This window comes from Saccharibacillus endophyticus (assembly GCF_013185185.1).
Lineage (GTDB): Bacteria > Bacillota > Bacilli > Paenibacillales > Paenibacillaceae > Saccharibacillus > Saccharibacillus endophyticus.
Window position 1 is genome coordinate 575,581 of sequence record NZ_JAAZWE010000001.1, and the last position, 21,657, is coordinate 597,237.

Annotated in this window: 19 protein-coding genes; 2 read left to right on the top strand and 17 right to left on the bottom strand. The window is 54.1% G+C overall.

Going from position 1 to position 21,657, the window contains the following annotated elements; translation table 11 throughout:
- Positions 1 to 29 precede the first annotated feature (29 nt).
- From HRQ63_RS02655 to HRQ63_RS02695, 9 genes are all read right to left on the bottom strand, one after another.
- Complete coding sequence (locus HRQ63_RS02655) at positions 30 to 1,235, bottom strand: nitrate/nitrite transporter (RefSeq protein WP_172238700.1); 1,206 nt, start codon at positions 1,233 to 1,235, stop codon at positions 30 to 32.
- 276 nt (positions 1,236 to 1,511) lie between these two features.
- Positions 1,512 to 2,024 (bottom strand): hemerythrin domain-containing protein, encoded by a 513-nt coding sequence (locus HRQ63_RS02660; RefSeq protein WP_172238703.1) that lies wholly within the window; start codon positions 2,022 to 2,024, stop codon positions 1,512 to 1,514.
- Positions 2,025 to 2,052: 28 nt separating this feature from the next.
- Entirely contained in the window at positions 2,053 to 2,700 is a 648-nt protein-coding gene (locus HRQ63_RS02665; RefSeq protein ID WP_172238706.1) for a response regulator, read from the bottom strand.
- Between the two features lie 6 nt (positions 2,701 to 2,706).
- Positions 2,707 to 3,750: a sensor histidine kinase gene (locus HRQ63_RS02670; protein WP_172240531.1), complete on the bottom strand. Its 1,044-nt coding sequence runs from the start codon at positions 3,748 to 3,750 to the stop codon at positions 2,707 to 2,709.
- Positions 3,751 to 3,773: 23 nt separating this feature from the next.
- A complete protein-coding gene (locus tag HRQ63_RS02675) occupies positions 3,774 to 4,232 on the bottom strand; it encodes a GAF domain-containing protein (protein ID WP_172238709.1) in 459 nt (152 codons plus the stop codon).
- A 125-nt stretch (positions 4,233 to 4,357) separates the two neighbouring features.
- Positions 4,358 to 5,044 (bottom strand): respiratory nitrate reductase subunit gamma, encoded by a 687-nt coding sequence (narI, locus tag HRQ63_RS02680; protein ID WP_172238712.1) that lies wholly within the window; start codon positions 5,042 to 5,044, stop codon positions 4,358 to 4,360.
- Positions 5,041 to 5,607: a nitrate reductase molybdenum cofactor assembly chaperone gene (gene narJ / locus HRQ63_RS02685; RefSeq protein ID WP_172238716.1), complete on the bottom strand. Its 567-nt coding sequence runs from the start codon at positions 5,605 to 5,607 to the stop codon at positions 5,041 to 5,043. The genes narI and narJ overlap by 4 nt, the downstream gene beginning before the upstream one ends.
- The gene (narH, locus tag HRQ63_RS02690) at positions 5,600 to 7,186 is read right to left on the bottom strand and encodes a nitrate reductase subunit beta (RefSeq protein WP_172238720.1); all 1,587 of its coding nucleotides are present in this window, start codon (positions 7,184 to 7,186) and stop codon (positions 5,600 to 5,602) included. Before narH ends, narJ begins: the two co-directional genes overlap by 8 nt.
- Complete coding sequence (locus HRQ63_RS02695) at positions 7,176 to 10,868, bottom strand: nitrate reductase subunit alpha (RefSeq protein ID WP_172238723.1); 3,693 nt, start codon at positions 10,866 to 10,868, stop codon at positions 7,176 to 7,178. Before HRQ63_RS02695 ends, narH begins: the two co-directional genes overlap by 11 nt.
- A 104-nt stretch (positions 10,869 to 10,972) precedes the next feature.
- On the opposite strand from HRQ63_RS02695, the gene HRQ63_RS02700 reads away from it, so the two are divergent.
- Positions 10,973 to 11,422: a hypothetical protein gene (locus HRQ63_RS02700; protein ID WP_172238726.1), complete on the top strand. Its 450-nt coding sequence runs from the start codon at positions 10,973 to 10,975 to the stop codon at positions 11,420 to 11,422.
- Between the two features lie 230 nt (positions 11,423 to 11,652).
- Here the strand turns inward: HRQ63_RS02700 and HRQ63_RS02705 are convergent, their stop codons facing one another.
- Positions 11,653 to 12,030 carry a MerR family transcriptional regulator gene (locus HRQ63_RS02705; protein WP_172238729.1) on the bottom strand — a complete coding sequence of 126 codons (378 nt, stop codon included), beginning with the start codon at positions 12,028 to 12,030 and terminating at the stop codon, positions 11,653 to 11,655.
- 104 nt (positions 12,031 to 12,134) lie between these two features.
- Between HRQ63_RS02705 and HRQ63_RS02710 the strand changes: the two genes are divergently transcribed.
- Positions 12,135 to 13,016, top strand: a complete 882-nt coding sequence (locus HRQ63_RS02710) for an SDR family oxidoreductase (protein ID WP_172238732.1) — start codon at positions 12,135 to 12,137, stop codon at positions 13,014 to 13,016.
- Between the two features lie 89 nt (positions 13,017 to 13,105).
- Here the strand turns inward: HRQ63_RS02710 and HRQ63_RS02715 are convergent, their stop codons facing one another.
- The 7 genes from HRQ63_RS02715 to modA all read right to left on the bottom strand — a co-directional run bounded on the left by HRQ63_RS02715 (position 13,106) and on the right by modA (position 21,557).
- Positions 13,106 to 13,855, bottom strand: a complete 750-nt coding sequence (locus HRQ63_RS02715) for a response regulator transcription factor (protein ID WP_172238735.1) — start codon at positions 13,853 to 13,855, stop codon at positions 13,106 to 13,108.
- Positions 13,830 to 15,587, bottom strand: a complete 1,758-nt coding sequence (locus HRQ63_RS02720; protein ID WP_229714044.1) for a sensor histidine kinase — start codon at positions 15,585 to 15,587, stop codon at positions 13,830 to 13,832. Before HRQ63_RS02720 ends, HRQ63_RS02715 begins: the two co-directional genes overlap by 26 nt.
- A 295-nt stretch (positions 15,588 to 15,882) precedes the next feature.
- Complete coding sequence (locus HRQ63_RS02725) at positions 15,883 to 17,373, bottom strand: ABC transporter substrate-binding protein (protein ID WP_172238741.1); 1,491 nt, start codon at positions 17,371 to 17,373, stop codon at positions 15,883 to 15,885.
- An 82-nt stretch (positions 17,374 to 17,455) separates the two neighbouring features.
- Positions 17,456 to 18,385 (bottom strand): carbohydrate ABC transporter permease, encoded by a 930-nt coding sequence (locus tag HRQ63_RS02730; RefSeq protein ID WP_172238744.1) that lies wholly within the window; start codon positions 18,383 to 18,385, stop codon positions 17,456 to 17,458.
- Between the two features lie 13 nt (positions 18,386 to 18,398).
- A complete protein-coding gene (locus HRQ63_RS02735; protein ID WP_172238747.1) occupies positions 18,399 to 19,334 on the bottom strand; it encodes an ABC transporter permease in 936 nt (311 codons plus the stop codon).
- A 679-nt stretch (positions 19,335 to 20,013) separates the two neighbouring features.
- On the bottom strand, positions 20,014 to 20,691 hold the full coding sequence (gene modB, locus HRQ63_RS02740) for a molybdate ABC transporter permease subunit (RefSeq protein ID WP_172238750.1): 678 nt from the start codon (positions 20,689 to 20,691) through the stop codon (positions 20,014 to 20,016).
- The gene (gene modA / locus HRQ63_RS02745) at positions 20,691 to 21,557 is read right to left on the bottom strand and encodes a molybdate ABC transporter substrate-binding protein (RefSeq protein ID WP_172238753.1); all 867 of its coding nucleotides are present in this window, start codon (positions 21,555 to 21,557) and stop codon (positions 20,691 to 20,693) included. The genes modB and modA overlap by 1 nt, the downstream gene beginning before the upstream one ends.
- Between the last annotated feature and the right edge of the window lie 100 nt (positions 21,558 to 21,657).

Here is a 21,657-nt window from a genome sequence, read left to right on the forward strand (position 1 = left end):
TGCGTGCAAACGGGTCGGTGCCCGCTTGTTTATTTGCGCATCGTTTCGGATTGCGCTTTGGATACTTTTTTTCCGCCTACGGCGTCGGACTGCATTTTATCTTGATAGTACAACCAGAACACAAGCACCATGCTGACCATCGCGACTTGGGACAGCAGCATGAATCCGATCGAATATTGCCCTGTCGCCCCGTGAATGGCTGCGAGCATGATCGGCGGGAAAAACCCGCCCAAGCCGCCCATCATGGAAACGATTCCGTTGGCGATACCGGATTGTTTTTGGAAATAGAACGGTACCAGCTTGAAAATGATGCCGTTGCCCAAGCCTGCGCAGAAAGCGATCGCCAGGCAGCCTACCGTGTACGGGCCGAGCGACGGCGAGAACGCCAACAGGATGGCCGCGATGGTATAGACCGCGAATGTGCCTCCGAGCAGCAGCAAAGGCTTGAACCGATCCGCCAGCCATCCCCCGACCGGACGGAAGAAGGTAGCGATCGCGATAAATCCGGCAGTCCGCATGCCCGCATCTACCTTGTCCAGACCGAAGTTGGTCACGAGGAAGTTCGGCAGGTAGACCGTGAACGCGACGAACGATCCGAATGTGATGAAGTAGAACAACGAAACCAGCCACAGCTTTTCGTTTTTGTAAATGCCTTTGATTTGCTCGATGATCGGCGTTTTCACTTTGACTTCGCGGCGGTCGCCGAACACGAAGTTCAAAATAATGAAGATGCCCAGCAGAACCAGGTACCACTTGATCGCAGCCTGCCAGCCGATTTGCGTGGCCAATACGGGAGCCGCGAACGTGCTGATCGCCGTGCCGATATTGCCCATGCCGTACATGCCGTTGACGAAGCCGTGTTTTTCGGCCGGATAATACTTGGGCAGCGACGTGACGCCGACGGAAAATACGGCACCGCCGACCCCCAGGAACAATCCGCCGATAATAAGCGCGGTCATCGATTGGGCTACGCTGATATAATACACGGGAAACAGCAGAAGCACAAAACTGATGAGGAAAACGAGACGCGCGCCGATGATGTTGGCGTAGTACCCGAGCGGAATGCGCAAGATCGAGCCGAGTACGACCGGAATGGCCGTCACGATCGCCAACCGATCCGCCGGAATGGCGATATCTTCCTTGATGAAAGGCATCAGCGACGAGATGATGACCCAGACCATGAACCCGAGGGTCAGGTTCAGGGTTTGAAGCGGGAGCTGCATTTTTTTGATCATGTTGCACGCACCTTTTCGACAGTTATTCGTCCGGCCGGAAAGCGATCGTCTCGAAGACGCTCGCCGCCCGCCGATCTACTGTCCTCATTGTAGCGACCCCCTCGTTCAGGGCATATAGGGGAGTCCCCTTTCAAAGGCAGGGTAAACCCTGAAAAGCTTTTTTCCGAGCGAAGATTGAGGTTTTAGGCGCATAGGCATGCAAAAACGACTCCGAAATTCCTGTCTATCAGGGTTTCGAAGTCGTTTTTTCGTCACAATTTCGGTCCGGCGGGGCGATCAGGTGATCATCGTGTTCATCCGTTCGTACAGCTTCAGCATCTGCTTGGGCAAAATCCGGGCTTCGGCCATAGGGAACAGTACCGTTTCTTCTTTTACGTGATTGACGGTGAGTACCTCGAACGCCTCGCCCGCGTCACGAACGGCAGCGCGGATTTCTTCCAGCGTCAAGTTCTCCGGATCGACTTCGGTATGATGCATGAAATGATCCAGGTAAGCTTCGATCTCCCTATGCTCTTCTTGAATGCCGACCAGAGGTCCTTGTTCAAAGCCGATATACCCGCCGAGCGCGGGGAAAAAGTGTTCTTCTTCCTTGTCCATGTGCTTTTTCAAAGGAATGCGGAAACGCTCCAGCTTCTCGCGCAGCGTGCCGAGCAGCACGCGCGCCGTATGCGGATCTTGTTCTTCTTCCAGGCGCAGCACGAGCGGATGCCACTCTTCGGCCAGATAAGACAGGTAACGATGCTCGTTTTCCAGCAATCGCATCGCCGGTTTTTCGAATGTCAGATTCATTGTGATGTTCACCTCCGTCTAATGCCGGTCAGAAGTCGAGCAGTTTTTTGCGCAGCGCGTACTCGACCAGCTCCGGACGATTTTTGAGTTGAAGCTTTTCCATGATTTTGGCCTTGTGGGCTTCGACCGTTTTGACGGAAATGAACAGCTTCTCCGCGACTTCCTTGTTTCCGTAGCCTTTGGCGATCAGGGGCAAAATCTCCAGCTCGCGTTTCGAAAGCAGCTCGAACGGATCTTCGGAGCTGCCCGACTTGTCGTGCTTGATGAATTCCCGCACCAGCGAAGTCGCCATTTTGGGATGGATGTATGTACCTCCCGCGTGAACGGTCCGGATCGCCAGCAGGAGCTCCTCGTCAGGCGCGTTTTTAAGCACGTAACCGGAAGCGCCGCTTTTTAAAATGTGGAACAGATACTCTTCGTCGTCGTGCATGGTCAGAATAAGGATTTTCGTGTCCGGATAATCTTCCTTGATCTTGCCCGTGGCGATCAGTCCGCTTTCTCCCGGCGGCATGCTGAGATCCATGACGAGAATGTCGGGTTTATTTTTGGCGACTGCCGCATAAGCTTCGATGCCGTCGGCGGCAGTGGCGATGACTTCCATGTCCGGCTGAAAATTCAGGATCATGGAAAAGCCGCTCCTTACGATGGCGTGGTCGTCCGCGATTACGATTTTCATCCGTCATTACTCCTTTTCCTTGGATTCCGGTATCGGGATTTGCAGCAGCACCCGCGTGCCGATTCCGGGTTCGGAATGCACGTTCAACGATCCTCCCGCAAGCTCGGCCCGTTCGCGCATCCCATACAGGCCGAGCCCCGTTCCGATCGGATCCGATCCGGCTTCGAAGCCCTCGCCTTCATCCTCGACTTCAAGCCGAAGCAGGCCGTCGCGCTCGAACAGATGCACGCTGACCGTATCGACCTGAGCATATTTCAACGCATTCAACACCGCTTCCTGGCAGATCCGGTAGATGACCGTCTCGATGTCGCTGTCGTAACGCTTGCGCGCCACGCCCGATACGAATCGGATGACCAGCCCGTAGTTCTCCTCTACCCTTTTGAAGTGGGAACGGAAAGCGGCCTCCAGGCCGAAATCATCGAGAGCCGCCGGACGAAGCTCGACGGACAGATGCCGAATATCGTCGAGCAGGCGGGTCATCGCGGCTTCGGTCTGCTTCACCTTTTTCAATACCGTATCGTCGTCCGTCATATATTTAAGCACGCGAAGATCGACGACGGCACTCATCAGCTCCTGAGCGACGCTGTCGTGCAGTTCGCGGGAAAGACGTTTGCGTTCGTTCTCCTGCGCTTCGATCACATGCTTCATCATCTTGTTCTGGTACAGCTTCTCTTGCACGCGCAGCTGAGGGGTCAAATCCCGCAGCATGAATACCCGTGTTCCGTTCTCGGGGTCTACCGTATGGAACGACCCGGCATAGGGAACGACGCCTTTGCCCTTCGTCTCCAGGTAAACCTGAAAAGACGAATGCTCGGCAGAGGCCGGAAGCTGAAAATAACAGTCGAGGCAGGTGATTTGCTCGGTATCGCTCGTATAGCCCCGGCAAGTTCCGCATAATGCCTTTTCGCTGCCTTCGTACAGCTTCATCAGTACGTCCTCGGAGACGATCTCCTCGGCGGCCGGGTTCATGGCTAACGCGCGTCCGGACTTATCGAAAAAGAAAATGGCTTCTTTGCTGTTCTCGAACAGCTTCATCATCAACGGGCTCATCGGTCCGACTTCCGGCAAAGGATTCAATGCGAAGCCACCTCCTTGCCGTCCAGCTCGCCGATCCCGTGCCTCGCCGCTTGTTCAAGCGCGAACATCAAATCGGGCGTCATCAAATGTTCTTCGCGAAACCCTCCGAGCAAAACTCCGGATACGCGTGCATCGTTCCAAATCGGCACGGCGCCCAAGCTTTCAAGCTTTTCGGACTGCACGATCGGATAGTTGAACAAACTGCTTGCCGCCACATAGTCGCGGACGGAAGGAATAAAGACCGATTTCCCCGTCTTGAACACCATTCCGGCGATGCCTTTGCCCGACTTGAGCACGATGCGGCGAAAACGTTCGTTGAGATTTCCGGTCGCGTACTTCCAGCGAATCACGTATTGCTGTTCGGCAGGCTCCACGAGCGCCAATGCCAAAAAATCATAGCCGAACGCCTGCCGCATCGCGTTCAACTCCGTTTGGTAATCTGCGTGTAATCCCATGTTTATGCATCTCCCAGCGAAAGTAGAAAAGCGGGCCGGGCCCGCTCCCTCCGATTCTTGACCGTATGGTTCATTCCGCTGGTTGTCTGCGAATTTCATTCAATGACTGCGGATCGGCCAAGAAATTAATTGGATTTGTGTCTTCTGTAAAGGATATAACTTCTCCCGACATAATTCAACGGCACGCTCCATACGTGAACGAGCCTCGTGAACGGCCAGAACGCGAAGATCGCAAAGCCCGTGAGCGCATGGACTTTGAACGACCAAGGCACATTATGCATCAGCGAAGCGTCCGGGCGCAGCATGAACAGTCCGCGGAACCAGATCGAGATCGACTCGCGGTAATCGAATTCCGGCTGAACGGCATTGGTGAACAACGTCGCGTACATGCCCATGAACACGATAAACAGCAGTAATACGTTGACGATCAGGTCGGACGCGGAGCTGAGACGGCGCACGTTGCGGATGGTGAAGCGGCGCGCCGTCAGCAGCAGCATGCCGATCAGCGTCATCGCGCCGAAAATCCCGCCGATATAAACCGCCCCGATGTGGTACATATGCTCGCTGACGCCCATCGCGTTCATCCACGATTTCGGGATCAGCAGTCCGGAAATATGGCCGAACGCGACCGGAATGATGCCCAGATGGAACAGCAGGCTGCCGAACATCAATTGTTTTTTCTCGATGAATTCGCTTGATTTGGCCGTCCAATTGAACTGGTCGTGCCGATAGCGGAAAATATGGCCTACGACGAAAATCATGAGGCAGGCGTACGGGAAAATGACCCAAAGGAATTGATCGAACATGTTCATGGATTTACGGTCTCCTGTTCTACGCAGGCTCTCAACGTGCGGCGCAGTCCCTGCACCAGGTAACGGTACGGGCTGTCCAGCTTCTCGAGCGCTTGCAGCAAGTGGTACGTGCCGTCTTCGAAAATCGCGAAGAGCAGCCGGAAATTTTCGGGCGCTTTGCGTTCCTTCATCCATTCGGCGGCATAAAGGAATTCGCACATCAGCGGCAGATAGTCCGGAAGTTCGCCTTCCGGCATTTCCAACCCGAACATCTCGTACAGCACTTTCATCCGCAGCAGCATCTGTCCGCGTTCCTTGGCATCTTCGAATTTGAAATAAGTCATATACAGCGCGCAGTCTTTTTGAAAATCGAACGTCTCGGTATACTGCTCCCGGATCTCGTCCAGGCTCAGCTCGTGCATCCGATCCCAGTAGGCTTTAACGTCTTCGAGTGCCGGATGATCCGCCGAAAACGATTCTTCCAGAAAAGCGGGATGGAAATCCCGCTTCTCCGGATACATCAGCTGACTGGCGAAAAATCCGAAAGACGTTTTGTAATCGTACAGCTTCGCAACATCAATCACGCCAGATCCCTCCATAGAAGTTTTCTTCGTACATCTCTTTGCCCGTTTTGACCGGCGCTTCGGCATTCGGATCGATCGACGATACCGCCGGCCCGCAGCCGTCGCAGCCCGTGCTTGCGCCCATCGCGCCGAGCATGTCGCCGAAGCCCGCGGCGCCTTGCGCCCGGTAAGGGTTCACGTAGCCTTCGCGGTGCGAAGTCGGCACGACGAAGCGGTCTTCGTATTTGGCGATCGCCAGCAGGCGGTACATGCTTTCCGTTTGGCGGGCCGTCAGTCCGACTCTGGCCAAACGGCTTTCGTCGAACTCTTTGCCCGTCGTTTTCGCACGCATGTAGGAGCGCATCATCGCCATGCGCTGCAGCGATTCCTTGACCGTCACCGTGTCGCCGGCCGTCAGCATGTTCGCCAGGTATTGGATCGGCGTCCGCATCTCGTCGATCGCCGGGAAGATCATGTCCGGATTTTCGATCGAGTCTTTGCCTTCGAAGTAGTTCATGATCGGGCTGAGCGGCGGCACGTACCACACCATCGGCAGCGTGCGGTATTCCGGGTGCAGCGGGAAAGCCAGCTTGTGCTCGATCGCCAGTTTGTAGACCGGAGAGTTCTGAGCCGCTTCGATCCAGTCTTCGGAAATGCCGTCTTTGCGCGCCTGGGCAATGATCGCCGGATCGCTCGGATTCAGGAACAGGTCGCATTGCGCCATGTACAAATCTTTTTCGTCCGGCGTCGATGCCGCTTCGTGCACGCGGTCCGCGTCGTAGAGCAGAACGCCGAGGTACCGGATGCGTCCGGTGCACGTTTCCGAGCAGACGGTCGGCAGGCCCGCTTCGATCCGCGGGAAGCAGAACGTGCACTTCTCGGCTTTGTTGGTTTGCCAGTTGAAGTAGACCTTTTTGTACGGGCAGCCCGTCATGCAGTAGCGCCAGCCGCGGCAGGCTTCCTGGTCGACGAGCACGATGCCGTCCTCTTCCCGCTTGTACATCGCACCCGAAGGACACGACGCGACGCAGCTCGGATTCAGGCAGTGTTCGCACAAACGCGGCAGATACACCATGAACGATTTTTCGAAGTTGAACTTGATCTCTTCTTCGATCTTTTGGATATTCGGATCGAGCGGGCCGGTAATATGCGCGCCGGCCAGATCGTCTTCCCAGTTCGGACCCCATTCGAGATCCATTTTTTCGCCGGTGACGACGGAATGCGCGCGTGCGACCGGGGAGTGCTGCCGGTCTTTCGCATTGGTCAGGTCTTCGTAGTTGTAGGTCCACGGCTCGTAGTAATCTTTCATTTCCGGCATGTCAGGGTTATAGAAGATTTTGCCGAGCGCGATTTTGGACAGCTTGGTGCCGGATTTCAGCTCCAGTTTGCCTTTGCGCAGCTGCCAGCCGCCTTTGTACAGTTCCTGGTCTTCCCAACGTTTCGGATATCCGATGCCCGGTTTGGTCTCGACGTTGTTGAACCACATGTATTCCGCGCCTTTGCGGTTCGTCCAGGTGGTTTTGCAGGTCACGCTGCACGTATGGCAGCCGATGCATTTGTCGAGGTTCATGACCATCGCGATTTGCGCTTTAATTTTCAAGCCAATTGACCTCCTTCATCTTGCGGACGGCAACGTACACGTCGCGTTGGTTGCCGATCGGACCGTAATAGTTGAAACCGTAGCTAAGCTGCGCGTAGCCGCCGACCATTTGCGTCGGTTTCAAGTGAATGCGCGTCGGCGCATTGTGGCTGCCGCCCCGCGTATCGGTAATTTCCGAACCCGGTACTTGAATGTGCTTGTCCTGCGCGTGATACATGAACATGGTTCCGCGCGGCATCCGGTGACTGACGACGGCACGCGCCGTTACGACGCCGTTCCGGTTATACACTTCCAGCCAATCGTTATCGTTGATGCCGTGCGCATCCGCGTCTTCGTTGTTGATCCATACCGTCGGACCGCCGCGGAACAACGTCAGCATGTGCTGGTTATCTTGGTACGTGGAGTGGATGTTCCATTTGCCGTGCGGCGTCAGGTAACGAAGTACCAGCGTATCCACGCCGCCTTTCGCTTCACGGTCGCGAGGTCCGAACACCATCGGCGGCAGCGTCGGTTTGTAGACCGGCAGCGCCTCGCCGTACTGCAGGAACACTTCGTGATCCAGATAGAAATGCTGGCGTCCCGTCAACGTGCGGAACGGAACCAGACGTTCGATATTCGTCGTGAACGGCGAGTAACGGCGTCCCTTTTTGTTCGAGCCGCTGAACACCGGAGTCGGAATGACTTCGCGCGGCTGCGACGTGATGCTTTGGAACGTGATGCGCTCCGCGGCGCGGTCGGCGGAAATGTCTTTCAATTCGACGCCGTGGTCGTGCTCGGCCGATTCGTACGCTTTTTGCGAGACGCGTCCGTTGGTCGCCGACGACAGGTGCAGAATTGCGTCGGCCGCATGACGCGCCGAGTCCAGCTTCGGCAGTCCGTCCTTAATCGTTTCGTCATAATGCACGCCATTCAACTGCTTAAGTTCTTCGTACTCTTCGGCTACCGAGAAGCTGACGCCGTGCGCGCCGGTTTTGCCGATCGCAAGGTTCGGGCCGAGCGTAATGTATTTGTTATGAATTTGCGTGTAGTCGCGCTCCACGATGCTGAAGTTCGGCATCGTTTTGCCCGGCACGCCTTCGATCTCGCCTTTGGACCAGTCTTTGATCAGACCCATCGGCTGCGAAATTTCGCCGACCGAGTCGTGGCCGAGAGGCGCGGTGACCAGATCTTTGTAAACGCCCGGCAGATGCGTTTTCGCCATCTCGGAGAACACTTCCGAAAGGCGGCGATAGATGTCCCAGTCCGAGCGCGATTCCCACAGCGGATTGACCGCCGGGTTGAACGGATGCACGAACGGATGCATGTCGGTCGAGCTGAGGTCCGTTTTTTCGTACCAGGTCGCGGCCGGCAGCACGATGTCGGCAAACAGCGGAGTCGTCGTCATGCGGAAATCGAGCGCGACCATCAGATCAAGCTTGCCTTCCACGTCTTCGCGCCATACGATTTCTTCCGGCTTGTCTTCTTCGTTCGGCTTCGCCAGCAGCGCGTCGGATGCGCCGAGCAGATGCTTCATGAAGTATTCCTGACCTTTCGCGGAACTGGAGATCAGGTTGGAACGCCAGATGAACAGCGAGCGCGGGAAGTTTTCCGGCGCGCCCGGATCTTCGACGGCGAATTTGGTTTTGCCGCTGCGGACTTCGTCCACCGCGTGTTTCACGATTTCTTCGTTGGACTTTTTGCCTTCGCGCGCCGCTTCTTCGGCGAACATCAGGCTGTTTTTGTTGAACTGCGGATACGACGGCAGCCAGCCCAGACGAGCGGCGAGCACGTTGTAATCGGCCGGATGGCTGTACGTTACGTCTCCGCCGGTCGGAGATTTGAGCGATTCGGTGCTGCTTTCTTCGTAACGCCATTGATCGGTCGCGAAGTAGAAGAACGATGTCGCGTTTTGCAGTCGGGCAGGCCCTTGCCAGTCTTTGGCGAACGCCAGCGTCGACCAGCCTTCGATCGGACGGCATTTTTCCTGACCGACGTAATGCGCCCAGCCGCCGCCGTTGACGCCTTGCGAAGCCGTCAGCACGACGAGGTTCAAGATCGAACGGTAGATCGTGTCGCTGTTGAACCAGTGGTTGATGCCCGCGCCCATGATGATCATCGAACGGCCGCCGCTGTCGAGCGAGTTCTGCGCGAATTCGCGGGCAATCTGCGTGACGACGGAGGCTTTGACGCTGGTTACTTTTTCCTGCCAAGCCGGCGTGTAGAACGATTCCGCATCGTCGTAGCCCGACGCATTATATGGGCTTTCGATCCGCGCGACGCCGTATTGGCTCATCATCAAGTCGTAGACGGTGGCGGTGTAACGTTCCGTGCCGTCGGCGAGCGTGATTTTTTTGGCCGGAATGACGCGTTTGAACGTGCCGTTACCCGCATTGTCGAAGAATGGGAACGCGATTTCGAGCCATTCGCCGCCGTGGTTCTCCACGGACATGGCCGGTTCCACCTTCGTGCCGTCTTCGCGTTCGAGGATCAGGTTCCACTTCTTGCCCTGTTCCCAACGTTGGCCGAGCGTACCGTTCGGAACGAGCATCTCGTCCGAAGCTTCGTCGTAAATGACCGGTTTCCAATCCGCGTGTTCTCCGGCTTCCGCTGAGCCCAGATCGCTCGAACGCAGGAAACGTCCGCCTTTCCATACGTCTTCGTGCGGATCGAGCAGGATCAGGAACGGCATGTCCGTGTACTGCTTCGCGTAGTCGATGAACATCGGTTCCTGGCGCTTTTGGTAAAACTCGTCCAGGATGACGTGCGTCATGGCTTGCGCCAACGCGGCGTCGGTACCGGGATGCGGAGCCAGCCAGTTGTCGGCGAACTTGACGTTTTCGGCCAAGTCCGGCGCGACGGAAACGACTTTCGTTCCTTTGTAGCGGACTTCCGTCATGAAGTGGGCGTCCGGCGTGCGCGTCAACGGCACGTTCGAACCCCACATCATCAGGTAACTGGAGTTGTACCAGTCCGACGATTCCGGCACGTCCGTCTGCTCGCCCCAAATTTGCGGCGAAGCCGGCGGAAGGTCGGCGTACCAGTCGTAAAAGCTCAGCATTTCGCCGCCGAGCAGCGAGATGAAGCGCGCGCCGGACGCGTAGCTGACCATCGACATGGCCGGGATCGGCGTGAAGCCCGCGATCCGGTCCGGTCCGTATTTGCGAATCGTATAGATCAGCTGCGCGGAAATCAATTGAAGCGCGTCGTCCCAATTCACGCGGATATGGCCGCCTTTGCCGCGGGCTTTTTTGTATTCCATCGATTTGGCCGGATTTTCGACGATGCTGGCCCAAGCTTTGATCGGGTCTTGATGCTCGCGCAAAGCGGCTTCCCACATCCGGAAAAGCTTGCCGCGCATATACGGGTATTTCACGCGCAGCGGGCTGTATTCGTACCAGGAGAACGTCGCGCCGCGAGGACAGCCGCGCGGTTCGAATTCCGGCATGTCGGCTCCGCAGGACGGATAATCGATCTGCTGGTTCTCCCAAGTGATGATGCCGTTTTTCACGAATACTTTCCAACTGCACGATCCTGTACAGTTTACGCCGTGCGTCGTGCGCACGACTTTATCGTGGGACCACCGCTGGCGGTAGACGTTTTCCCATTCCCTGTTCTTTTCTTCGAGGATCGACCAACTATCGGAATAGCTTTCGACCGGTTTGAAAAAGTTGAGTCCGAATTTTCTTTTCGTCGGATTCTTCATCGGATGATCCACACTCCTTTTCGGTTACTTTTCATTATGAAAGACCGGGAGTCGGCATCCCATTAGGGAATGTCCTATTGCGCGGGGGGAAAACCCTAAACGCATTGAAAAAGGGGATTTTAGTTGAGGGCGTGCTGAATGGCGCTGCGGGAGAAATTCGTTTCGGTCGCGTGTTGCATTTGGGAAGCTGGATTGGATTTTATAAAGGAAGCTTCCCAAATACAAAGGCGATCGCTAGCGCTCCTACACTGAATTTCTCCCTCCGCTTGGCTCGCTGGGTTATGGATTTGATGCTAAATGTTGGGAAATCGGCTTCTGCGCAATTGTTTTTGAGTTCGAGACTGCCTTTTATTCATGCAAAACAGGGCGTGTACGCGACTGCTGAATGCATGCAAAGATGCATTTCAACGAATTTGCGTACACGCCCTGATTTAGGCGTCGGATTTGCTTTATCGATGTCAACACGCGACCTAAAGCCTTTCGAAGAAAGGCACAACGCGTCGAGAAAGTCTAGCGTAACTGGAAGCGAGAAGACGGAGAGAGAAATTCAGTGAAGTACAGGCTTTTTGAAGAAAAGCCTCTTCGGAAGCATAAGCTAATAGTGATCGCCTTTGAAATCGGGAAAATTCCGCTGAAAATTTAATCTCTTTTCCCGATTTCAACACGCGACCTAAAGCATTTCGAAGAAAGGCACTTCGGAAGCATACGCTGGCAATTTTTCTTGCAGTCTTCTCGCTTCCCGCGCCTACGTGACTTTCTGTAAAGCCTTTCAACGCTCTTGCTTTCACGTCGACTCCGAACGTTCCATGTTTCGGAAAAATTCGATCTTGTAGTCGATTTTGTCGAGGGAGTCTTGGAGTTCTTTCATTTGTTCGACGACTTTTTCGCGGTAGGTTTCCATGAATTCGCGTCTTGCGGTGGCGCTGGAGGCTTGGCCGTTTTTGGGGATATTGAACAGCTTGATGTCTTGGACGCTCAACCCCAATTTGCGGAAATAGGTGATGACCTGAAACCAGGCGATATCGGACGCGGAGTAGATGCGGTATCCGTTTGGATCGCGCCGGATGCCGTCGATCAGTCCTTCTTGCTCGTAAAAGCGCAGCGTGTGAATGCTGAGACCCGTCTCTGCTGCGGCTTGTTTGCTCGAAAATGTGGTTTCCATGCCCGCATCATATCATGAAAAATTGATGCTTGCTATAGAGTTCACTCTATAGTTTAGGCTGTTCATGCGGCAATCGAAATCAACTCATTTGGAGGCGGGATATCATGAAAGTATTTGTTACGGGAGCGACGGGATTCATCGGAACGGCGGTCGTGCGGGAATTGTTGGAGGCCGGACACGAGGTTGTGGGATTGGCTCGTTCGGGCAAAGGCGAAGAAGCGTTGAAAGCGGCAGGTGCGGACGTATGGTTAGGTTCGCTTGAAGATCTGGACGGATTGCGACGCGGAGCGGAGCAGGCGGACGGCGTGATCCACTTGGCGTATATTCACGATTTTTCGGACCGGGCGGCCGCGGAGGAAGCGGACCGTCAAGCGACCGAAGCGATCGGGGAGGCGCTGGCGGGAACCGGAAAGCCTGTCGTGCTCACGTCCGGGACGTTGATGCTGCCGCAGGATCGGATCGGCACGGAGGATGAACGGCCTGTCGGCAGCGGACGTTATGCCGAGACGGGCGTGGATCGGCTGACGGAGCGCGGAATCCGGGCTTCGGTCGTTCGGCTCTCCCCTACTGTCCACGGCGAGCATGATTACGGGTTCGTCCGGGCGTTGGTAGGGATCGCTCGCGAAAAAGGGTTTTCCGCTTATGTCGAAGACGGCTCCAATCATTGGCCGGCCGTTCATCGTTCGGACGCGGCGCGTCTGTTCCGGCTGGCGTTGGAATCGGCTCCGGCAGGAACCCGCTTGCACGGCGTGGCTGAGCAAGGCGTGTTGTTCCGTTCGATCGCGGAGGTCATCGGGCGTCACCTGAATCTTCCTGTTCAATCGATCCCGGCAGCGGACGCTCCCGCGCATTTCGGCTGGTTGAATTTTGCGGCATCGGCCAATTGCGAAGTTTCCAGCGACCGAACACAGCATTTGCTGAACTGGAAGCCTGAGCATCCGGAGCTGCTGGAAGATCTCGAAGCAGGTTACTATTTCCGCGATTGAGAATAGCTCAAGCACGGGTGTCTAAAATGAAAGCGGTCGTTCGTTCAAGGGTTTTTCCTTGCGAACGGCCGCTTTTTTATTCAGGCTGCTCATCTTCTCAAATCCGAAGGCGATTTATCGAAATAAGCATGAAAATGCGTATAAAAGTAACCCAGATTGGAGTAGCCGACCGAATGCGCGATGCTGGCGATTTTGTCGTCGGTCGACAAGATCCGCTCGCGCGCTTTCAACATCCGGTAAGCCATCACGTATTCCGAGAATTTCATTTTGGTTTCTTTCAAAAAAATCTGGCCCAGATACGTTCCGTTCATGCGAAACTGCTCGGCGACCATTTTGAGCGTGATATTTTGCTCGTATTCGGTTTTGACCGTCAGCAAAATATGATTCGTGAGTTTGGACAGGCTATCGTAACGCACGCCCAGCACGGGGTCCAGATTGACGTCGCTCGTCCCTTCAAGCGTTCCGTGCAGATCTTCGACGATAATTTTTTCCACGACTTCTTGCAGTTTGGAGCGATTGACCGGCTTAAGCAGATAGTCTTTCACGCCGCAGCGGATCGCTTCCCTGGCGTACTCAAACTCGTTGTATCCGCTCATGATGATGTATTTTGTGGGCAAACCCAGTCCGTTCAGCTTGCTGATCGCCTCGTATCCGCGGTCTTTGCCGATGCAGATATCAAAGATCGCGATGTCCGGGTAAATGGCGACGGCTTTCGAGATCGCGTCGTCTGCCGTTTCGCTGGTCTCGATGCAGCCGAATCCGTACTTTTCCCAGTCCAGCGTTCGCTTCATGCCTTCCAAAATTTGCGGTTCGTCATCCACAATCAGAAGTTTGTACATGGATCGCAGCTCCCTTCGGAATCGTCACGGATACTTTCACGCCTGCTTCTTCATTATTCTCGACATGCAGCGCAAATCCTTCTCCATAGAAAAAATGCAGCCGAGTGCTTACGTTATGCAGCCCGATGCTGGTTACGGGAGCGTCGTCTTTGCGCGATAAGGTGCTGCGGATATGCTCGAGGCGTTCTTCCGCGATCCATTTTCCGTTATCCGCGATCTCCAGATGAAAATGCGTCTCCGACTCCCAACCGTTGACCATAAGCAGGTTGAAGGCATTGCTCGAATTGAATCCATGCACGAAAAAGTTCTCGGCGAGCGGCTGCATCCAGAACTTCACCGTAGGCAGCGCCGACAGCGTCTCGTCCACATTGAATTGATAATAAAAGCGATCCGGGTATTTGAACTCCATGATTTTCAGATACTCACGCAGCAACGAAAGTTCTTTGCCGATCGTGATAATATTTTCGTGTTTCACCATATCCCGATACAACGCGCCGAGTGTCGCAATTGCGTCCGAAGTTTCCATATCGCGATTGACCAGAGCTTTGGAGCGGATCGCTTCCAGCGTATTGTAAAGGAAATGAGGATTAATCTGATTTTGTAGCGCTTTCATTTCTGTCTCCTGCTGCTTGAGCTTTAACAAATATTCCGTGCGGATATGTGTGTCCAACTGCCTCACCATATCTTCAAGTTCTTTGGCGATCATCCCGTATTCGTTGCGTCGGTATCGGGCCGGAGTCTCCGGGGTGAAATCCGCTGTTTTGACCCGCCCGATCGATTGGATAATATGATGAAGAAAGCGCGCATCATCCCTAAGATTATACACAATGAGCGTCAGCACGCTGATCATCGCCGACAATACAATCAGGAAAACGGATAAAAGCGTTCCCCAGCGTTCGCGAATCATCGTATTCAGATCGACCCAACTGACGAAACTATACTCAAATTTGGCTGAGGTAAAAGTCGTGAAAAAGACTCCGTTCAGACCTCCGGCAGACAAATATCCTTGGGCCCGTCCGTCTGCCAATGCGCGTGCAACCAGTTCGTTGTTTTCTTCCTCGGCTGAAAAGTCGGGATAAACATCTCCGTTCATTCCAATCAGCGCCGCGCGACTGATCCCTTCATTAATCGAACTGCCAAATACCCGATCGCTGCCCACGACAAAACGCAGTTCCCCCAGCTTGCGCGAAATTTCATTGGGATCCGACAAATTTTCTTGATATATAAAACCCCGATCGATCGAGCTGCGGAACATTTCGTCGTCTTCAGGCACCTGGAATTTGAAGCGGGTATTGCCGTTTTTGTCGAAGCGAAGCACGTTGCCTTTTCCCGCGGTCTGCAGACTGACTTGAATGATATCCCCCTGCCCTCCGCCGTATAAAAAAGACTCCACGTCGTCCGGAAAAGAAATCATCGGCTGATCGACGCGGCTGGCTTCAAGTCTCGCGGAAAAGTATTGTTCAGCACTGCTGCCTAAAAAATACCGAACATCGGCCATCAACCCGCTGTTCAAATAGACGCGCTGCATGTAAGCTTCGATCCGATCGGCATTATGCTGCAGCGTATTCTCGACTCCGGCAAAGGTGCTTGCGGCTTGATTCCGGGCATTATCGACCCATTGAACGAATAGGATGGCGCAGGTAAGCAAGCCTATGGCCATTCCGATGGATACGACGAAGATCGCATACGCCATAAATTTGCTTCGATAAATCTTGATTTGCAAAAAGGACAAGGCAGGCGCCTCCTTTGCCATATTTCTTATTGTAGCACTTGATGCGGAAAGGATGTGCAGCAGAAAAACCCGAACGGAGATTGGATTCCGTTTGGGTTCTGCTGATGGGAAAATCCTGTTTGTTGGGGAAGCTTGAGGGCTGCGGGAGAAATTCGTTCAAGACGCTGTTTCACTCGGAAAATGGATTGGATTTAAATAAGGAGTTTTCCGAGTTCAAAGGCGTCTTTCACTGAATTTCTCCCTCCGCTCTCGCTTCGCTCACATTAAAGATTTTTACATACGCTTCACTTATTTTTTATTTAAAATAAGCTTCGATTTGTTCTTGGGCGGCTTGGACGATGGTGTCCATGCCGGCGGCTTTCATTTCGGCTTCGACCTTAGGCACGATGACGGCCGGGTCGGAGGCGCCGGTGATCAGTTCGGATTTGTATTTGTCCCACACGGCTTTGGTGTTGGCGACTTCGGTGGTCAGGTTGCTGATGTCCAGCGCAAAGCCCAATGTAGACGAAGGAGTAGCTTCTTCGTTCAGTTTGCGAACCTGCTCCCATTGGTCTTCGGGTGCGCCTTTGGTCACGGCCAAGTTGAAGAACGTGCCTTGGGTGTAAGCGGCGAGCGGCCAAGTGTCGCTGACGCGTTCGATGACTTTTTCGCCGTCCACGCTGTTGTAATCGACGCCGAGTTCGCCGAACGCCAGCATGTTGCGCAGCTTCGGATCGGTGTTGACGAGTTCCAGATACTTCAACGCTTCGTTTTTGTATTTGGAGTTCGCGGAGATCGCGTTCAGCGAGCCTTGGATCGTGCTGGTGGTGTACAGAGGACCAAAGACTTGTACCATATCGTACTTTTCGACGCCTTCGTTGATCTGGTAGTTGGCTTCCGCGCCCGGGAAGGCTTGGGCGCTGAAGAACGGACGCGCTTTTTCCGCTTCGCCCCTCGTCGGCGCGTCAGGGTTGATGATGCCGTCTTGGTACCATTGGTGCAGCAGCGTCAAGTTTTCCATCATGTCCGGTTGGTTAAGCGTGAACACGACTTTGCGGGATTCGTCGTCGACTTTTACGCCGAGCGGCTGGAGTCCCAGCGTAAGATCGTCGTAGCCGTTGAACAAGCCCGGGAATCCGTCGCCCTGCGTCAAAGACAGCGGATAGTAGCTTTTGCCTTCGCCCGCTTTCATGTCGCGGAACGGCTTGTCGAGGTCGCCGAGCGTCTTGACGCTGTTCAGGTCGATGCCGTATTTTTGCACGTAAGTATCGTCGAAGATCCAGTATTGGGTCAGCGAGGAGTCTTTATAAGTAGGAACCGAGTAAATTTTGCCGCCGATCTTGGCTCCGTCCCAGACCGTTTCCGGGATGAACTTGTACAGTTCCGGCGATTCGCTTTGCACCAGGTCGGTCAGATCGGCGAACGCGCCCATCGACACCTGCTGGTTGTACTTGCCGCTGTTGGTGAACATGATGTCGAACGGTTCGCCGGTGTTGACGATCGTGTTGATTTTGGTATCCCAATCGGCCCAGCTGGCGACGCGGATATCGATCTTGACGCCGATCTTTTCGGCCGTGTACTCGTTCATGGCCGCGACGGCTTTGTCGAAGTTGCTCGGAACCTGACCGCCGATCGTCCACCAGACCAAAGTCGGCACTTCGCCGGAGTCCGCGGAACCGCTATCCGTTTGCCCCGAGGAATCGGTCGTACCGCTGGTGCTGGAACCTCCTCCGCTGCATGCAGCGAGCACAGACATCAGCAGCATGACCGTGCAGAACGTGGAAAAGAATTTGCCTCTTTTTTTCATGAATCGTACCCCCTCTTTTCGGTTTGGTAGGCTTGCTCTATGCGTCGATGACCGGAAACGCCTGAACCGACAGCTTCCGGGGTCACCCTTTGATCGAACCCACTGTCAATCCGGCGATAAAGTAACGCTGGAAGAAGGGGTAAGCGAACGCCACGGGCACGACGATCAGGATCGCCACGGCCATGCGCGCGGTTTCTTTCGGCATGCTGGCGACCAGCGTCGCGTAGCTGACCCCCATGCTGGAAGCGTTTCTCGCCAAAGCGTCCACGTTACTCATCAGATTGTTCAGCAGCGCTTGCAGCGAGTACAAATCCTGATCGTTGATGTACAGCATGGACTGGAACCAGTCGTTCCAATAGCCGAAGCAAAGGAACAACCCGATCGTGGCCAGCACCGGCAGCGAGATCGGCATGATGATCGAGAAGAAAATGCGCAATTGGCTCGCCCCGTCGATCTCCGCCGATTCGACGATCCCGTCGGGAATGGTGCTGCGGAAAAACGTTTTGCAAATGATGACGTTGAACGACGATACCGCAAGCGGCAAGATCAGCGCCCAGATCGTGTCTTTCAACCCGAGCAGATTGGCGTTGATAAAGTAACTCGATACCAGGCCGCCGTTGAACACCATCGGAATGAACACGACCCAGGTCAGGAAACTTTTCAGCTTGTAATTGGGCTGCGCCAGCACGTACCCCATCGAAGCGGTCAGCAGAACGCCGAGCACGGTGCCGATTACGGTGACCAATACCGAGACGCCGAAAGCCCGCAAAATGACCGTTCCCTGCTGAATGATAAACTCGTACGCTTCCACGGAGAACACGGTCGGAAACATATGGTAACCCGTCTCCCGGATCGAATCTTCGCTGGAAAACGAAATGGATACAATGACCAGAATCGGAACGACGCACACGAGCGCAAGGAGGATAAAGACCAGATGGAATAGGACATTCATGCCTTTTCCGATTCGGTTGTACCGGTCGAGCCCGCTCGTCGCTTCACTTTTCGCTGCCATAGACTCGCCTCCTTTACATCATCGCGCTTTCGGAATCGATACGGCGAACGATCCAGTTGGCGAACAAAATCGTGATACAGCCCATGACCGATTGAACGAAAGCCGCTGCGGACGCCATGCCCACGGTCGCCGTTTTCAGCTGCTTATACACCAATACGTCGAGGGTCGTGGTGACGTTGAACAAGGAATTGGAGTCTCGCGGAACCTGGTAGAATAGACCGAAGTCCGTGTAAAAAATACGCCCGACCGCCAAAATGAACATCATGACGATCACCAGCTTCATCATCGGCAGCGTGATATACTTCGTCTGCTGCCAGATGGAGGCTCCGTCGATGACGGCCGCTTCGTAGTACGTGCTGTCGATACCTGTTATGGTCGCCAAATACACGACCATGCCGTAGCCGATCCCTTTCCACACGTTCATGAAGATCAGGAAATACGGCCAATACTTCGGTTCCATGTACCAATTTACCGACTCGGTGCCGATCCCGTTCAACATCTGGTTCGCGATCCCTTTGTCGAAGCTCAGGAACGCCCAGATCACGGCGGAAACCACGACCCAAGACAGGAAATACGGCAAAAACATCATCGTTTGATACACTTTGCCCGCCCTGCTGTTGTGCAGGCGTCCGATCATCAGAGCCAGCGTGACCGGGATCAGAATGCCGAGCAGGATGAAAATGATGTTGTAGCCCAGCGTGTTGCGGATGGTGATCCACGCATCGTTGGATTTGAACAGGAACTCGAAGTTTTTCCATCCCGACCAAGGGCTGTTGAATACGTTGCTCAGAAAGCCGCCGGAGATTTTGAAGTCTTTGAACGCGATGATCACGCCGAACATGGGCAGGAAGCAGAAAAGTATGTACCAGATCGTAGTGGGCAGTGCGAGTAAGGTAAGTTCGGTATCCTGCTTGCGCCAACGCGGCCGCTTTTGTTTTTCTTTTTTCATGTTCACCCCGTCCCCCGTGTAGTGGATTTGATGTGGCTGTATTCAGGATATAAGAAAACGCTTACATTTTAATAGAGCAGAAACGTTAGACTTCAGTCGGGAAACGTTAGATCAAAGGGAGAAAAATTCGACCTTTGATCTAACGTCGGGGAATTGCCTTGAAGTCCTGTTTGCGGGGGGCACTCGTCCGTGAAGGACTTGAAAGCAATTCGACGTTGGCAAGGTCTCATTTTTGGGGAAGGGAGTAAAAAGAAAAAGCTCTGGTTTCTCAAAGTACGATCAAAAGGAGTGCTTGAGAGAATGGCAAAGAAATAAATGCGGATATACAGTTATTTTCAGCAGATACGTACAAGAAAAGAAATAGATACGATTATACAGTTATTTGAACAATAATAGAGTGAAAAGAAGAAAATGAGATGAAATAGATGGATATATGCATTTATTGGCTCGATGAAGTTGAAAAAGAAGAAATTAAATGGATATTCGCATTTATTTTGCAGAGAGCATTTTTGAACTGTGGGAGGACGTTTGGATCATCGGATGATGCAGAGATTGCGCAGGACTGTGGATCATCATATATCAGCTTTGAAGGGGCAGAAAAGGAAAGGATAAGTTTGTTGAATTTGATAGAAAATAAAAAAACGTCCCGAGGTCGTTAAGATGGGCTTCGGGACGTTATTCAAGAAGATCGGCGTCCCGTGAGGAGCAGCAGGACGAAAGATACGGCGACGATCGCGATGGTCCAAGCCCAGGCTAAGGACAAATGGCCGGAGTCTACGGCGACGTAGATCGCGGTCGGAACGGTCTGGGTTCGGCCGGGGATATTGCCGGCGATCATGAGCGTGGCGCCGAATTCGCCCAGGCTTCGGGCGAAGCCGAGAACATAGGCGGTTTTTAGAGACGGCGCGATCAGCGGCAGCGTGATATGCCGGAAGACCTGCCATTCGTTAGCCCCGATCGAGCGGCCGGCGTCTTCGAGGTCTCGGTCGACGGCTTCGAATCCGGTTACGGTCGTTCGATAGACCAGCGGGAAAGCGACGACCACGGCTGCGATAACGGCGGCCTGCCAAGAGAAGATCACTGTTGAATGAAAAATCTTTTCGATCAATCCGCCAAGCCATCCCCGACGTCCGAGCAGGATCAGCAGCAGGAAACCGACCACCGTCGGCGGCAGCACGAGCGGAAGCATGAAGATCGTCTCCAGCACCGTTTTGCCTCGAAAAGTCTCGCGACGGGACATGTACCAGGCTACCGTCGTTCCGAGTAGTATGGCGATGACGCTCGCCAGCAGCGCGACTTGGAGCGAAAGGCGGATCGGCGACCAATATTCGCTCCAGCCGATGTCCGCAAAAGTCATCACTGTGCGACGGAGAAGCCGTAGCCAGTCAAGACATTGAGCGCTTCCGGCGTTTGCAGATAGTCATAGAAAGCTTGTGCCGCTTCTTGGTGCTCTGTTGCTTTTACGACACCGATTGGGTAGTTGATAGGCGAGTAGCTGCCCGCTTCAACATCGAAAGAGACTTTGACTTGATCCGAAGTCATGGCATCCGTTTTGTAGACGAAGCCTGCATCCGCATTGCCTGTTTCCGTATATTGAAGCACTTGGCGCACGTCTTTGCCTTGAACCATTTTATCTTGCAGGGAATCCCACAGTCCGGCATTGGTCAGCGCTTCTTGCGCGTATTTGCCGGCAGGAACGCTGTCCGGAATGCCGATCGCGACATGCTTGACGCTATCGACAGTCAGATCCTCGATCTTCGTTACGGCAGATTCTGCGTCTTTCGGTACTACGACAACGAGCGTATTGGTTAACCAGTCCTTTTCTTGACCGTCTTCGATCAGGCCTCCGTCCAGCAGCGCCTGCATGTTTTTGGTCGAAGCGGACAAGAACAAATCAGCGGGTGCGCCTTGCTCGATTTGCTGTTGAAGTGCACCCGAAGCACCGAAGTTGAATTCCAGCTTTACATGGGGATGGGCAGCTTCGTATGTTTTTTGAATATCATTCAAGGCATCCGTCAAGCTGGCCGCAGCCGAGATCGTCAACGTAACAGGTTCGGTTGTCGGCGCGGCGGTATCGTTACCGCTTGCTTCATCCGTACTTTCTGTTTGTTGGCCGGCGGCCTGAGCTGCGGTTGGCTCAGCAGGTTTTGCTCCGCAAGCCGAGAGGATCAGCAGCAGCGCAAGCATAGGTAACAGGAAGATATTGAACTTTCTTTTGTTCATGGTTCGCGTTCTCCTTTTCGATTACTCCAAATTTACAATACACAAACTTGCCTGTTCAGTCTACGCCCGGACAATCGAAAAAGCGATTCGGGAACCCCCC

Coding starts and splice junctions, on each gene's coding strand:
- HRQ63_RS02655 (WP_172238700.1), bottom strand. CDS start 1,235: ATGATCAAAAAAATGCAGCTCCCGCTTCAAACCCTGAACCTGACCCTC.
- HRQ63_RS02660 (WP_172238703.1), bottom strand. CDS start 2,024: ATGAATCTGACATTCGAAAAACCGGCGATGCGATTGCTGGAAAACGAG.
- HRQ63_RS02665 (WP_172238706.1), bottom strand. CDS start 2,700: ATGAAAATCGTAATCGCGGACGACCACGCCATCGTAAGGAGCGGCTTT.
- HRQ63_RS02670 (WP_172240531.1), bottom strand. CDS start 3,750: ATGAGCCCGTTGATGATGAAGCTGTTCGAGAACAGCAAAGAAGCCATT.
- HRQ63_RS02675 (WP_172238709.1), bottom strand. CDS start 4,232: ATGGGATTACACGCAGATTACCAAACGGAGTTGAACGCGATGCGGCAG.
- narI (WP_172238712.1), bottom strand. CDS start 5,044: ATGAACATGTTCGATCAATTCCTTTGGGTCATTTTCCCGTACGCCTGC.
- HRQ63_RS02695 (WP_172238723.1), bottom strand. CDS start 10,868: ATGAAGAATCCGACGAAAAGAAAATTCGGACTCAACTTTTTCAAACCG.
- HRQ63_RS02705 (WP_172238729.1), bottom strand. CDS start 12,030: ATGGAAACCACATTTTCGAGCAAACAAGCCGCAGCAGAGACGGGTCTC.
- HRQ63_RS02710 (WP_172238732.1), top strand. CDS start 12,135: ATGAAAGTATTTGTTACGGGAGCGACGGGATTCATCGGAACGGCGGTC.
- HRQ63_RS02715 (WP_172238735.1), bottom strand. CDS start 13,855: ATGTACAAACTTCTGATTGTGGATGACGAACCGCAAATTTTGGAAGGC.
- HRQ63_RS02725 (WP_172238741.1), bottom strand. CDS start 17,373: ATGAAAAAAAGAGGCAAATTCTTTTCCACGTTCTGCACGGTCATGCTG.
- HRQ63_RS02730 (WP_172238744.1), bottom strand. CDS start 18,385: ATGGCAGCGAAAAGTGAAGCGACGAGCGGGCTCGACCGGTACAACCGA.
- HRQ63_RS02735 (WP_172238747.1), bottom strand. CDS start 19,334: ATGAAAAAAGAAAAACAAAAGCGGCCGCGTTGGCGCAAGCAGGATACC.
- modB (WP_172238750.1), bottom strand. CDS start 20,691: ATGACTTTTGCGGACATCGGCTGGAGCGAATATTGGTCGCCGATCCGC.
- modA (WP_172238753.1), bottom strand. CDS start 21,557: ATGAACAAAAGAAAGTTCAATATCTTCCTGTTACCTATGCTTGCGCTG.